This is a genomic window from Vagococcus sp., assembly GCF_036639995.1.
In the GTDB taxonomy this organism is placed as follows: Bacteria; Bacillota; Bacilli; order Lactobacillales; family Vagococcaceae; genus Vagococcus.
In genome coordinates this window covers 1-13,255 of record NZ_JAVWHO010000056.1, presented here as the reverse complement: position 1 = coordinate 13,255, position 13,255 = coordinate 1, and the positions used below count along the sequence as shown (strand labels likewise).

General features: G+C 34.1%; 13 protein-coding genes. 9 read left to right on the top strand and 4 right to left on the bottom strand.

Annotated features, from left to right (window positions below):
* Positions 1 to 221 precede the first annotated feature (221 nt).
* The 4 genes from secE (at position 222) to nhaC (ending at position 3,711) form a co-directional block, all read left to right on the top strand.
* Positions 222 to 389: a preprotein translocase subunit SecE gene (secE, locus tag RR554_RS10985; protein ID WP_332464286.1), complete on the top strand. Its 168-nt coding sequence runs from the start codon at positions 222 to 224 to the stop codon at positions 387 to 389.
* A gap of 112 nt (positions 390 to 501) precedes the next feature.
* Positions 502 to 1,044 (top strand): transcription termination/antitermination protein NusG, encoded by a 543-nt coding sequence (gene nusG, locus RR554_RS10980; RefSeq protein ID WP_332464287.1) that lies wholly within the window; start codon positions 502 to 504, stop codon positions 1,042 to 1,044.
* A 59-nt stretch (positions 1,045 to 1,103) separates the two neighbouring features.
* On the top strand, positions 1,104 to 1,964 hold the full coding sequence (locus tag RR554_RS10975) for an alpha/beta fold hydrolase (RefSeq protein ID WP_332468026.1): 861 nt from the start codon (positions 1,104 to 1,106) through the stop codon (positions 1,962 to 1,964).
* A gap of 355 nt (positions 1,965 to 2,319) precedes the next feature.
* Positions 2,320 to 3,711, top strand: coding sequence for a Na+/H+ antiporter NhaC (gene nhaC, locus RR554_RS10970; protein ID WP_443081340.1), 1,392 nt, complete (start codon positions 2,320 to 2,322; stop codon positions 3,709 to 3,711).
* 58 nt (positions 3,712 to 3,769) lie between these two features.
* Here nhaC and RR554_RS10965 read toward each other — a convergent pair whose 3' ends face one another.
* The 4 genes from RR554_RS10965 to RR554_RS10950 all read right to left on the bottom strand — a co-directional run bounded on the left by RR554_RS10965 (position 3,770) and on the right by RR554_RS10950 (position 7,284).
* A complete protein-coding gene (locus RR554_RS10965) occupies positions 3,770 to 5,062 on the bottom strand; it encodes an MATE family efflux transporter (RefSeq protein WP_332468024.1) in 1,293 nt (430 codons plus the stop codon).
* Positions 5,063 to 5,242: 180 nt separating this feature from the next.
* Positions 5,243 to 6,115 carry an L-serine ammonia-lyase, iron-sulfur-dependent, subunit alpha gene (sdaAA, locus tag RR554_RS10960; protein ID WP_332464291.1) on the bottom strand — a complete coding sequence of 291 codons (873 nt, stop codon included), beginning with the start codon at positions 6,113 to 6,115 and terminating at the stop codon, positions 5,243 to 5,245.
* A gap of 12 nt (positions 6,116 to 6,127) precedes the next feature.
* On the bottom strand, positions 6,128 to 6,787 hold the full coding sequence (gene sdaAB, locus RR554_RS10955) for an L-serine ammonia-lyase, iron-sulfur-dependent subunit beta (protein WP_443081282.1): 660 nt from the start codon (positions 6,785 to 6,787) through the stop codon (positions 6,128 to 6,130).
* Positions 6,788 to 6,942: 155 nt separating this feature from the next.
* Positions 6,943 to 7,284 (bottom strand): winged helix-turn-helix transcriptional regulator, encoded by a 342-nt coding sequence (locus RR554_RS10950; protein ID WP_332464292.1) that lies wholly within the window; start codon positions 7,282 to 7,284, stop codon positions 6,943 to 6,945.
* A 97-nt stretch (positions 7,285 to 7,381) separates the two neighbouring features.
* On the opposite strand from RR554_RS10950, the gene RR554_RS10945 reads away from it, so the two are divergent.
* From RR554_RS10945 to RR554_RS10925, 5 genes are all read left to right on the top strand, one after another.
* Complete coding sequence (locus RR554_RS10945) at positions 7,382 to 8,119, top strand: nitroreductase family protein (RefSeq protein ID WP_332468023.1); 738 nt, start codon at positions 7,382 to 7,384, stop codon at positions 8,117 to 8,119.
* Between the two features lie 149 nt (positions 8,120 to 8,268).
* Positions 8,269 to 9,504 carry a competence/damage-inducible protein A gene (locus tag RR554_RS10940; RefSeq protein ID WP_332468022.1) on the top strand — a complete coding sequence of 412 codons (1,236 nt, stop codon included), beginning with the start codon at positions 8,269 to 8,271 and terminating at the stop codon, positions 9,502 to 9,504.
* A 92-nt stretch (positions 9,505 to 9,596) separates the two neighbouring features.
* Positions 9,597 to 10,649: a recombinase RecA gene (gene recA / locus RR554_RS10935; RefSeq protein ID WP_332464295.1), complete on the top strand. Its 1,053-nt coding sequence runs from the start codon at positions 9,597 to 9,599 to the stop codon at positions 10,647 to 10,649.
* A 216-nt stretch (positions 10,650 to 10,865) separates the two neighbouring features.
* A complete protein-coding gene (gene rny, locus RR554_RS10930; RefSeq protein ID WP_332464296.1) occupies positions 10,866 to 12,419 on the top strand; it encodes a ribonuclease Y in 1,554 nt (517 codons plus the stop codon).
* 181 nt (positions 12,420 to 12,600) lie between these two features.
* A complete protein-coding gene (locus RR554_RS10925) occupies positions 12,601 to 13,248 on the top strand; it encodes a helix-turn-helix domain-containing protein (RefSeq protein ID WP_332464297.1) in 648 nt (215 codons plus the stop codon).
* The last annotated feature ends 7 nt before the right edge of the window (positions 13,249 to 13,255 follow it).

Genomic DNA, 13,255 nt, shown 5'->3' with positions numbered 1-13,255 from the left:
ACATCGTGAAACAAAATAAGAAAATTGTAAAAAAGCTAACCATATTGACGATGATTTCTAGAAATCTATCGATAAGAAGAGGTTAGCTTTTTATTTTAAGAAGTTTCATAATATTAATCTTGAAGAGAGTTTATTTTAAGGGTATACTGTTAGATGTATAGAAATTTAACAGATAATATGTTAGTAAATAGTGAGTTAAAGAAACATAAGGAGTGTACAAAATGAAATTTTTTAAAAGTGTTATTGATGAAATGAAAGTTGTTACATGGCCAGCTAAAGATAAATTAACAAAAGACGTTATAACAGTTATTCAATCAACATTATTGTTTGCCGTATTTTTTGCTATTTCAGATTTCGCTATTGACGCTATCATGAAGTTTTTTGCGTAATCGATAAATAACTAGTAATGAAAGCACTTGGATGTTATAATACAAACAAAGGAAAAAACTTCGCAAATGCTGAGGTTTTTTTATTTTATCAAGAAAAGGCGGGAAATCCTCAATGGAATCATTTGAAAAAAACTGGTATGTTTTACATACGTATTCAGGCTATGAAAATAAAGTGAAGCAAAATATTGAATCACGTGCTCAAAGTATGGGAATGGAAGATTTTATCTACAGAGTTGTTGTGCCAGAACAAGAAGAACGAGAAGTAAAAAATGGCAAAGAAAAAGTAACAGCTAAAAAAACTTTTCCAGGCTATGTTTTAGTTGAAATGGTCATGACAGATGACTCATGGTATGTTGTCCGTAATACACCTGGTGTGACTGGATTTGTCGGTTCTCACGGTGCCGGAAGTAAGCCAGCGCCATTACTTGATGAAGAAATCGAACATATCTTACGTAAATTAGGTATTAGTAAACGTCACGTTGACTTAGATGTTGAAGTTGGCGAAACAGTAACAATTATCGAAGGTGCTTTCTCAGGTTTAACTGGAGAAATCACAGAAGTAGATAATGAAAAACAAAAACTTAAAGTTAATATTGACATGTTTGGTCGTGAAACAAGCACAGAACTAGACTTTGAACAAATTGATAAATTATAATACTGGGGGGCAAGAATAAAGAAATTTATTCTGCCTTTTTTTATAAGGTGGGAATAGCAATGAAAAAAAATGTGCTAACTTTTATGGGAATGTTGACATTACTTTTTTTAATTGGATGTCAAAAAACAGAAACCCCTTCACATAAAAATTTAAAAAAAGCCAAAGAAACAGAACAGATAAAGAAAACAAATGTACCGACTGTTTTTATTCATGGCTATAGTGGTACGGAAAGAACCATGAAAAATATGGTAAAAGACTTTGAAAAAGATGATTTTGGAAAAGAAGAATTAGTAATGGAAGTAGATGAAAGCGGCAATGTTTCTACAGAAAATATGAACGCTGAAGTATTTAAAGAGAATAATCCGATGGTTCGATTAGTTTTTTCCGATAGTAAAAGTCATCAGTGGAATCAAGCGGAATGGATAAAATCAGCTTTAACATTTTTAAAAAAGGAATATCATGTTGAAGAGGTAAATCTTGTTGGTTTTTCAATGGGTGGTATTAGTAGTTTTTTATATTTGGAAACCTTTCAAAATGATGAAACCCAACCTAAAGTAAAAAAAGTTGCAACAATTGGTGCTCCTTTTAATGAGTTTATTGAAAACGAGGAGCAAGAACTGGATGATATATTAAAAAATGGTCCACAAACAGTTAGTGAACAGTTAGTAAATTATGGAAATTTATCAGATAATTTATCTAAAGAAACCTCCTTTTTATTGATCGGTGGTCAGTTATCTGAATCCAAAAAAGGGGACGGAACGGTTCCTATCAGTAGTTCACTAGGTATTTATAATTTGTTAGAAAAAAAGGGGATTCCTGTAAAAAACGAAGTGATTTTTGGTGTTAATGCTAGCCATAGTTCTCTTCGTAAAAATGAAGATGTGGATCGTTTTTTATCAGATTTTTTGTGGCAAAGCTAAATTACTTACTTGACATTTAAGTTAATACCCTTTAAGATTTAGAACAAGATTTACTTTTTTAACACAGTAGGAAATAAAACTGGCGCCTAAGAAAGTCGATGAATGCTGCGAATCGACCCCATTTATTTACCGAATTACACTAAAAAAGTTACATGAGAATATCGTATAAACGAGATAAAACAAGTCATTGTTTTTAAAACTAAGGTGGTACCGTGATGTCAAAGTCGCCCTTATAGAGAAATCTATAGGGCGGCTTTTTTTATATTTAGGAGGAGAAAAAAATGAGAGAAAAAAGTTGTGGAGGAATTATTCGTTATTGTCGATCTGGTAGTTGAAAAAATAAACTATAGGAGAGATTAACATGAATAAAAAAATAAGTTTAGCAGAAGCAAGTATTGTTTTAAGTTTAATTATATTAAGTATTTCCATTGGTGTCATTGGATTAAAATTATCCCCTAATATCACGATTTTATTTGCAATTAGCGTGAGTATTTTGTATGTCATTATTAAGAGATTACCCATGAGTTTGATTAATGACGGAATTGTGTCAGGTTTAAAACCTGGTATCATCCCCATTTTTATTTTTCTACTTGTCGGAGCACTCATTTCGGTTTGGATTCAAGCAGGAATCATTCCAACGTTAATGGTGGTAGGTTTTAAGATAATCAGTGTAAAATGGTTTGTTCCATCAGTCTTTTTAGTCTGTGCGATTGTCGGAAGTGCCGTTGGAAGTGCCTTTACAGTTATGTCGACTATTGGAATTGCCTTTTTTGGTATCGGGGCAACGATTGGTTTAAATCCAGCACTAGTTGTTGGGGCGATTGTTTCTGGTTCAGTCTTTGGCGATAAAATGTCTCCACTTTCTGAATCGACTAATTTAGCTTCAGCCATTGCAGGCGCAGATTTATTTAAGCATATTAAACATTTGATGTGGTCAACGGTGCCAGCGTTTTTTGTCTCATTAATTTTATTTGCTGTACTTGGTATGAGTAATTCAAATGCAGATTTAAGTGAAATTGATACAGTAGTCAATGTACTAGAGGCTAATTTTTCAATTTCAGCCTGGGCAGTTGTACCTATTCTATTAATGTTAATCTGTGCCTGGAAAAAAATACCCGCGATTATTACAATTTTATTTAATGTCATTGTGGGTATTGTGATGATATTAATTCAATCTCCATCAGTTAGCATTGCAAGCATTGCGACGATGGTTGAAAAAGGGTTTGTATCTGAAACCGGTAATCAAGAAATCGATTTACTTCTTTCAAGAGGTGGTATCGATAGTATGATGCCAACTGTCTCTCTCATTATTTTAACCTTATCACTAGGTGGTATTTTAATGAAAACAGGTTTAATCTCGATTGTCATCGAATCTCTGGTTAAAAGGTTAAGTTCAACTTGGCAATTGATTGTGATTACTTTGTTTTCAAGCATTGGAGTAAACATTTTTATTGGGGAACAATTTTTGTCAGTGATTTTACCGGGAAATGCCTTTAAAGATGCTTACAAAGAAAGAAATATTGACCCAGTTGTTTTAAGTCGAACATTAGAAGATGGAGGAACGGTTATTAATTATTTAATACCTTGGGGAATTGCAGGAAGTTTTGTGGCAAGCACTTTTGGTGTACCAACACTAACTTACTTACCATTTGTCTTTTTCAGTTTGTTGTCTCCAATCTTTTCAATTCTTAGTGCTATCACAGGAATTGGTGTTTTATATACTGAGGATGTTAAAAAAATACAGTAATGAATTAAAAAACGTATCAAGAATAGGCGTAGTTATGGCCAAATTCTTGATACGTTTTTTATATGGCAAGTCGATATAAATAGTAGAAATAAATACCTAATACACAGTTGTTAATAGCGACTAAAATAATAATACTTTGGAAGGTAAGAAGTGATAGACCACTTAAAATCAAAAGCAACAGACAGAATAAAATGGTGTTAAGTAGGCTGATTTTAAGTACGGATTGTTCAAAACCAATGCCTTGCAAGCTGTATTTCCCAATTTCATAAATAGGTCGACTAGCTTCAGTTATTATTATGAGTAAAAAAATTGGTTTAGCAGTAGCAATAAGTGATGTGTCTTTAGTAAAAAAGTAAAAAACATTAGGACTGCTAATCTGAAACAAAGAAGTAAAAGAGAAATAGATTATTAATATTAGACTGCCTGCTATTAATGGCAAAAAGCCAAGTTCTCGCTTGTGATTTATCTTCTCGCCAATCAGAATAATGAGGCCGTTACAGTACATGTACATTGGCGTTAAACAAAGGTCAGTGATATAACGGCAAAGCGTATAGCTCGAATAAATAAGGATGCCAAATCCACTTAAAAATGAGGTAATAAGTAAACTAAAAACAGAACCTTCTATAATCTCTTGAATAAATAAAGGTAGACTTTTAAGAAAAAGAAATTTTTTTTGAGTGCTTTTGACGTTGAGTAAGTGATGTAATTCTTTTCGAATAACAAACAGGTGAGCAAGTAATGTAAATCCTGTTGCTAGTGTGGTTGATAAGGCAATGCCCATAATTTTATCTTCCCCTTTAAAAACATGGAAAATAAGAAGATAGGCGATGGCTAATTGTAAAACAGCCGATACTACTCCAATTTTTAAGATAAGAGCAGTTTTATTATAGAGTTTTAATTGATTGCTAAAGGCAAAAATAAGCATTGAAAAAAGTAGTTTGAAGATAACTATGTAGGTATACTTTAAACCAAGTGCTGTTAATGAGCGATTAAAATGAAACCAGTGTGCCAAAACAAAAGGCATACTGATTAAAATAATTGGCAAAAAAGTTAAACTAATGAAAAGGTTTAACTCAATAATTGAACGGAAAAAGTCATTAAATAAAGAAGGATTTGAATTTTTTACTCGTGAAGAGTAGATATTAAAAGAAAGAGTACCAGAACCAAGGATACCTATTAAGGTGAACATAATGGTATCGATAATACTGACAATCGTGATGGCATTAGTTGAGATGTGTCCCGTGAAACGAGATAAAAACAGCGCTAAAAGATTGTTAGTTAATTGATTGATAATTAAAGGCATCGAGAAAGAATTGAGTTGTTTGACGACTTTTTGATGTTGATTCCACATAATGAATGCTCCTTTTTTATAATTTTTAAGGGCGCACTAAATAAACTAGTTAGCCACGATTTAAAAATTATTGTTTAGGTGCTGCCATTAGGGTCATCCACTCCTTTAAGATATGTTAAGTGTAGTTCTTAGACATAAAAAAAGCAACAGCTCTTAGTAAAAAGGGAGCTGTTACTTCTTTTAGTCGTTAGGGTAAAGCTTATTCGTAATGGATAAGCCAGTTTTGGTTGTTGCTAAGCCACCTTCAGCAGTTTCTTTGAAAATACTTGGCATTTGCATACCTACTCGGTGCATTGCTTCCACGACTTCATCTGGTGGAATAACGCTTGTGATTCCGGCCAAGGCCATGTCAGCTGAAACGTAAGCTTGGGAAGCGCCTAAAGCGTTTCGTTTAACACAAGGAACTTCAACAAGGCCAGCAACAGGGTCACAAATAAGTCCCATCATATTTTTGATTGTAATGGCCACAGCTTGCGCAGATTGTTCAGGTGTTCCACCACAAACTTCAACTAATGCGGCACTTGCCATGGCACTAGCAGAACCAATCTCTGCTTGACATCCACCAGCAGCACCACTAATTGATGCATTGTTGGCAATCACTAAACCAAAAGCACCTGCAGTAAAAAGGAAGTTGATTTGTTGCTCACGAGTTAAGCCTCTTTCTACTGTTAAAGCAGATAAAACACCAGCAGCAACTCCCGCACTCCCAGCAGTAGGTGTAGCGCAAATAATGCCCATTTCGGCGTTAACTTCATTAACTGCAATGGCATTTCGAACAGCAGTTAGAACCGTTTTTCCACCAAGGTAGTTGCCTTCTTTTATATACGCATCCATTTTAGTTGCATCTCCACCAGTTAAACCAGTCACAGAAGTAACCCCTTTAACGCCTTTTTCAATGGAAGCCATCATAACGTCTAAATTTTTCCCCATATGCTCTAAGATAACTTCTCTAGGTTGTTGAGACATTTCTATTTCTGTTTGAATCATTGCTTCGTGGATTGAGCCACAGTTATTTGCTAATTCTACTAATTCTTCAATTGATTTAAATAACATTCATCTTCCTCCTTACCCAAAGAAACTAACTTCGTCAATATATTTAACTTCTTTTAATAAACGCTCTAAACCAGCAATACGTTCATCTACTTCAATAATCATAATCGCTTTATCGCCTTTAGCTTCTCTAGTAACAGTCATCGTACTAATATTAATTTCATGTTCTGATAAAATACTAGTAACTTTAGCAATAACGCCAGGTTTATCTTGATGAACAGTGATATATGTTGGTGTTGACATATCCAAATTAATTTTGAAACCATTGATTTCAGAAATCTGAATAGCCCCACCACCAATGGATATTCCCATACAAGTTAGTGTTCGATTACCAGCTTTAACAACAATTTTAACTGAATTAGGATGATCTGCTTTTTCTGCTTTAGGAATAAAAGCAACTTCAACGCCTGCTTCATGAGCAATTTTTAGTGAATCAGAAAGACGTTCGTCATCTGGTTCCATATCAAGTAACCCACCAACTAACGCAATATCTGTACCATGTCCACGGTAAGTTTTTGCAAATGATTCGTATAAATAAAGATCAACTGTTTCAGGTTGTTCACCAAAAATCTGACGAACCACTTTTCCTATTCTTGCAGCACCTGCTGTGTGAGAGCTGCTTGGACCAATCATGACAGGTCCAATGATATCAAAGACACTTTTATATTGAGCCATATTTATTCTCCTTACTTTACTTCCAATTTTTTTCTATCTGTATTCTAACATGAGAACGCTTTTTTTCCACTCAATCTAAATGATTATTTGGTAATTTTTTTTTAATAATTCTTTCTGTCTGAAAAAATTGTTCGTTATAAGTAACGATTCTTTCGCTAGTCATCATTTAAAGGTATTGGGTATTTGTGGCCAAATTGTTTAATGCCTAAAAGGACGGCTTCTAATTCTCGACCTTTAGGTGATAATTTGTACAAGGTTTTAGGTGGGATAGTTCCAAAAATAACTTTTTCGATTAATTCATCTTCTGCGAGTTCTTTTAAATCTTTACTGAGTGTATGGGCTGTAATCCCACTCAATAAACGTGTGAGTTCATTAAATCGTCTGTCTTTTTCTAACAAATGAAACAAAATTAAAATTTTCCATTTTCCACCAATAACGGCTAAAGTATTGGCTGTATCACATTGACATCGAGCCATTTGTTCGTAAGTTTTTCTCATGGTAGTTGCCTCCTTGATTTTAGGTATCTTTTTAAACAGTATTGTTATAAATATACTTCTAAAGTAGACTAATGTAAACAAATGAGGAGGAACAAATATGAATGAAACAATCTCAGTATTACAAACTCACGGAACTATTAGAGATTTTGATAAGCAGTATGAAATAACTGATGAGATGATGGATGCAATAATTAGTTCGAGCAAACAAGCTCCCTCTTGGATGAATGGTCAAGCATACAGTGTGACCATCTTTACTGGAAGTGAAAAAGAAAAACTTGCTAAATTAGTAGAAACAGATCCCAATCAAGATCGGAATGTAGATATTATTCAAACGGCCAGTGCTTTCTTATTATTTAATGTTAATTTATCCTATTATCAAATGACACCTAATTTTTCTGACGATATTGAACCGCTATTAATAGGCGCAGTAGACGCATCCCTGGCGTTACAAAATGCATTAGTTGCTTCAGAAAGTTTGGGATTAGGAAGTTGTGTGATTGGTGGTGTAAGAAGAGTATCTGATAAAATAATAACAGCTTATAACTATCCGCAATTGATGCATCCTCTAGTGGGCTTAGCGATTGGTAAACCAATCAATGAAAAACGAGTAAAACCAAGACTTAGCAATGAACTAAATATTTTAAAACCAGATCATGGATTATCATCGTCAATAATAGGAGAACAGGTTGAGTGTTACAATAAAGAATTGAGTAGTTATTCCCAGAGTGTAGGGTACAAAAGCTCTCCGTGGCAAAATAGATTTAAAGGATATTATGAAAAGAAAAATTACCCACAGTTAACAAAAATAACGCTGAAACGACAAGGGTTATTATAGAAGAGTTAGTTAAATTTGATATAGGAGTTTATGATAGCTTGTTATCGTAAACTCTTTTTTAATTAAGAAGAGTAAAATAGCTTGATATTTAATTGATTGTGATAAAATAAAGAGATGAAGATAGCGTATATTGATTGTGAGGTATAAAAATGAATGCAGAAATTATTGCCGTTGGGACAGAAATATTATTAGGTCAAATTGTTAATACTAATGCGACTTATCTATCTCAATATTTAACAAATTTAGGATTTGATATTTATCATCAAGAAGTGGTAGGTGATAACGAAGGTAGACTTTTACATGTTTTAGAAGAAGCTAAAAAACGTTCGGACTTAATTGTTTTGTGTGGTGGATTAGGGCCAACAGAAGATGACTTGACCAAACAAACGGTGGCTAAATTTGTTGGAAAAGGATTAGTTTATGATGAAGAAGCACTGAATCACGTGCTTGAATTTTTCAAATATGCTAAAAAACCGATGACTGAAAATAATAAACAACAAGCCCTGACCATAAACGGTGCGACAACAATTCAGAATAATGCGGGACTAGCGTGTGGTTTATTATATGAAGAAGAAGGAACTTATTATTTATTATTACCTGGCCCACCTAGTGAAATGAAGGCTATGACCGAAAACGGAACAACCAATCTTTTACAAAAAATAGTACCTGATAAAGCAAAATTAACATCACGATACTTACGTTTTATTGGAATTGGAGAATCACGTTTAGTGACGGATTTGTCAGAATTAATAGAACATCAAACAAATCCAACTATAGCGCCTTATGCCAAATCTAACGAAGTGATGTTAAGAATCACCGCTAAAACAGAGGATGATGAAACAGCAAAAATAATGTTAGATGACATCGAAAAAGAGATTAATCAGTATGTTGGAGTATATTTCTATGGATACGGTGAAAATCTAACGATGGAAGAAGTTGTTGTTGGTTTGCTGAAAGATAAGCAACAAACTTTAACAGTTGTAGAAGGTGTTACAGGGGGACTTTGCCAAAGTAGACTAACCGATATCAAAGGCAGTTCTGATGTTTTTCCTGGTGGGTTTATTGCGTATTCAACTAAAAGTAAAGCAGACTTATTAGGTGTGACAGAAGAAGAATTAGAAATTAATGGTGTGTACAATGAAATAAGTGCTATAAAAATGGCTCAAAGTGCTAGAGAAAAAATGCAGACAGATTATGGCTTAGCTATTATCGGTATTGCAGGACCAGGTAGTTTAGAAGATATTCTCGTAGGAACACTATACTTTGGTTTAGCCTCAGCAAAAGGAAATAGCTGTGAAGAAATGATAATTAATAGAGAACGAGACTATATTAGAGATGGTGCGGTGAAGCATGGTTTAAATATGGTGAGGAAGCATTTAAAATAAAAAAGCGAATATTTGTTCGCTTTTATCTTGCTTTTTTTGATTAAAGAAAGTATTATAATAAATGAAGAGAGAAACTCAAAGGAGGCACATTGATGTCAGACAATCGTAAAGCTGCATTAGATGCAGCGTTAAAGAAAATAGAAAAAGATTTTGGTAAAGGCTCAGTAATGAAATTAGGTGAGAAGATTGATACTCAAATTTCAACAATCTCAACTGGTTCGTTAGCATTAGATTCAGCATTAGGCGTGGGTGGTTACCCAAGAGGTCGTATCATAGAAGTCTATGGTCCAGAAAGTTCTGGTAAAACAACTGTTGCGTTACATGCGATTGCTTCTGTTCAAAAAGAAGGTGGAACAGCAGCGTTTATCGATGCTGAGCATGCACTTGATCCTAAATATGCTCAAGCCTTAGGTGTTAATATCGATGAGTTATTACTATCTCAACCAGATACTGGTGAGCAAGGATTAAATATAGCTGAAGCACTTGTATCAAGTGGTGCTATTGATATTGTTGTTGTCGACTCAGTAGCAGCTTTAGTACCAAGAGCTGAAATTGATGGTGAAATGGGAGATACTCACGTAGGTCTTCAAGCTCGTTTGATGTCTCAAGCTTTGAGAAAATTATCTGGAACAATTAATAAAACTAAAACAATAGCAATATTTATTAACCAAATTCGTGAAAAAGTAGGAGTTATGTTTGGTAATCCTGAAGTAACACCAGGTGGACGCGCTCTTAAATTTTATGCGACAGTTCGTTTAGAGGTTCGTCGCGCTGAGCAGTTAAAACAAGGAACTGATATTGTTGGTAATAGAACAAAAATTAAGGTTGTAAAAAATAAAGTAGCGCCACCATTTAAAGTCGCAGAAGTAGATATTATGTACGGTGAAGGTATTTCTCAAGAAGGAGAATTACTAGATATGGCTTCTGATAAAGATATTGTTAATAAAAGTGGTGCATGGTATTCATATAATGAGGAACGTATTGGTCAGGGACGTGAAAATGCGAAGAAATACTTTGCTGAGCACCCAGATATGATGGAAGAAATTTATCAAAAAGTTCGTGTGGCGTATAATATTGATGATTCTGTTGTAGTACCTGAAGAAGAAGAGCACGCAGATGAATTAGCACTAGATTTAGAAGAATAAAATAAGAAAAAACTGTTAAATAAATGAAATACTTTATTTAACAGTTTTTTATATTGAATACAATTATTATTTAAGTTGACACTGTCTTTTACAAAGCTTAAAATGAAGGATGTATAGTTTTGTTTTATACACTCGTGCCTGTAGAGCATGATTCAGTAATATTTTACTTTTAATCTACACATAGAAAATAATTAAAGATAGTATGGAGGTGTTTTTATGAATTTGATACTCCTCACTATCATCGGATTAATTGTAGGTTTGACAATTGGCTACTTTATTGCGAAGTCTAAGCATGAGAAATCAATAGCTGGGGCTAATAATACAGCGTCAGGTATTATTGAACAAGCAAGAAGAGATGCCGAAACTCTAAAAAAAGAGTGTTTGTTGGAAGCTAAGGAACAGAATCAGAATTACCGATTAGAAATCGAAAGTGAGCTGAAGGAAGAAAGAGTAGAATTAAAAAATCAAGAAAATAGACTACTACAAAAAGAAAATAATCTTGATCGCAAAGATGACTCTTTAGAAAAGCGTGAACGTTCACTTGAAGAAAAAGAGGAAAAGATTGATTCTAAGAAACAATTGATTGATGAGCGGGAACAAGAGGTATCAGAATTAATCGAACAGCAAAAAGCTGTGTTGGAAAAAATTGGTGCTTTAACAAAAGATGAAGCTAAAGATATCATAATGGCGGAGACAGAAAAAGAATTGACTCATGAAAGAGCAATGCTTGTTAAAGATAGCGATCAACGCGCGAAAGAAGAAGCAGATAGAAAAGCTAAAAACTTACTATCATTAGCAATTCAACGCTGTGCAGCAGACCAAGTGTCAGAGTTAACAGTAACTGTCGTTAACTTACCAAACGATGATATGAAAGGTCGAATTATTGGACGAGAAGGCCGAAACATTCGTACCCTTGAGACATTGACTGGGATTGATTTAATCATCGACGATACGCCAGAAGCAGTGGTTCTATCAGGATTTGATCCAATCAGACGTGAAGTAGCACGAATGACATTGGAAAAATTAATCCAAGATGGCCGAATTCATCCGGCACGTATTGAAGAAATGGTTGAAAAATCAAGAAAAGAAATGGATGAAAGAATTCGTGAATACGGTGAAAATGCAGCCTTTGAGGTTGGCGTTCATTCATTACATCCAGATTTAATTAAGATTTTAGGTCGTATGAGATTTAGAACAAGTTACGGTCAAAATGTTTTAAATCATTCGATTGAAGTCGCTAAGTTGTCTGGTGTGTTAGCAGAAGAGCTTGGAGAAGACGCAACACTAGCAAGAAGAGCTGGTTTACTACATGATATTGGTAAAGCATTAGATCATGAAGTTGATGGTTCTCACGTTGAAATAGGAACTGAACTGGTAAGTAAATACAAAGAAAACCCAGTTGTTATTAATGCAGTGGCTTCTCACCATGGCGATGTAGAAGCAACATCAGTTATTTCTGTATTAGTTGCAGCAGCTGATGCGTTATCAGCAGCAAGACCGGGTGCTAGAAGTGAATCATTAGAAAATTATATTAAACGTCTAGAACGTTTAGAAAATATTGCCAATGATTTCCCTGGTGTTGATACAAGTTTTGCTATCCAAGCAGGTAGAGAAATTCGTGTCATGGTGAAACCTGATGAGGTAACCGATGACGAAGCGACATTACTTGTTAGAGATGTTCGTAAGCGAATTGAAAACGAGTTAGAATACCCAGGACATATTAAAGTAACTGTTGTTCGTGAAGTTAGAGCAGTGGATTACGCTAAGTAATTATAATTCTTAATACTTAAAAGAGGGCAAACAGATGAACTGTTTGTTCTCTTTTTTTGATACTGTCTTAAAAACCTTGAGTTAAAGGGGTGTCAAAGAATATTTGCTAAAATGTTAACTGATTTTGATAGTAGGTAAAGGCGGTAGTTGAGATAATTTTATCGAAAGGAGTTGTTTTAAAATGACATTAGGAGAAAAGCTCAAAAAGATTCGACAAGACAATCATTTGAGTCAGGAGGATTTTTCAGAACAGTTTCATGTGACAAGACAAACTGTTTCAAATTGGGAGAACGGTAAAAGTTTTCCAGATTTAGAGACACTAGTTAAAATTAGCAATATATTTAATGTGTCGACAGATGAATTGCTAAAAGAAGATGAGGCGGTTGTTCAACGAATAGATTCAGAAAAGAAGAAGAAAAATACGTTATTAATTGTGTTGCTTGTTCTAATTGTAGGTATTAATTTTTCTGGATTTTTCTTTTATCAGGAATTAAAGAAACAAACAGCTGTCTCTTTTAGTATGGAAGACCATAAGACAATTAAGATAGCTAAAAAAAAGGAGACAGAAGTGGCTACTGGGTATTTCTCTATTCCTAAAAAGGGTAACTACGAATTAAAGGTATCTGGAGAATCTGATGACGGTGAAGTAGAAGTGAAAATAAAGAATACAAAGAATGACAAAGTAGTTTACGAAAGCAAAAAAAGTGAATGGCAAGAAAATCAGCTCGTATTACTTGAAGAAGCGTCTTATCAAGTTCAAGTCAATGTGAAAGATACAAAAGTAAGTCCGGTCAGTTTGTCTTATCAAGTGAAGGTAGCTAATAAATAGAATAAAA

Bases quoted from the DNA above. Each gene is read 5' to 3' on its own strand.
- secE (WP_332464286.1), top strand. From the start codon at position 222: ATGAAATTTTTTAAAAGTGTTATTGATGAAATGAAAGTTGTTACATGG.
- nusG (WP_332464287.1), top strand. From the start codon at position 502: ATGGAATCATTTGAAAAAAACTGGTATGTTTTACATACGTATTCAGGC.
- RR554_RS10975 (WP_332468026.1), top strand. From the start codon at position 1,104: ATGAAAAAAAATGTGCTAACTTTTATGGGAATGTTGACATTACTTTTT.
- RR554_RS10965 (WP_332468024.1), bottom strand. From the start codon at position 5,062: ATGTGGAATCAACATCAAAAAGTCGTCAAACAACTCAATTCTTTCTCG.
- sdaAA (WP_332464291.1), bottom strand. From the start codon at position 6,115: ATGTTATTTAAATCAATTGAAGAATTAGTAGAATTAGCAAATAACTGT.
- sdaAB (WP_443081282.1), bottom strand. From the start codon at position 6,787: ATGGCTCAATATAAAAGTGTCTTTGATATCATTGGACCTGTCATGATT.
- RR554_RS10950 (WP_332464292.1), bottom strand. From the start codon at position 7,284: ATGAGAAAAACTTACGAACAAATGGCTCGATGTCAATGTGATACAGCC.
- RR554_RS10945 (WP_332468023.1), top strand. From the start codon at position 7,382: ATGAATGAAACAATCTCAGTATTACAAACTCACGGAACTATTAGAGAT.
- RR554_RS10940 (WP_332468022.1), top strand. From the start codon at position 8,269: ATGAATGCAGAAATTATTGCCGTTGGGACAGAAATATTATTAGGTCAA.
- recA (WP_332464295.1), top strand. From the start codon at position 9,597: ATGTCAGACAATCGTAAAGCTGCATTAGATGCAGCGTTAAAGAAAATA.
- rny (WP_332464296.1), top strand. From the start codon at position 10,866: ATGAATTTGATACTCCTCACTATCATCGGATTAATTGTAGGTTTGACA.
- RR554_RS10925 (WP_332464297.1), top strand. From the start codon at position 12,601: ATGACATTAGGAGAAAAGCTCAAAAAGATTCGACAAGACAATCATTTG.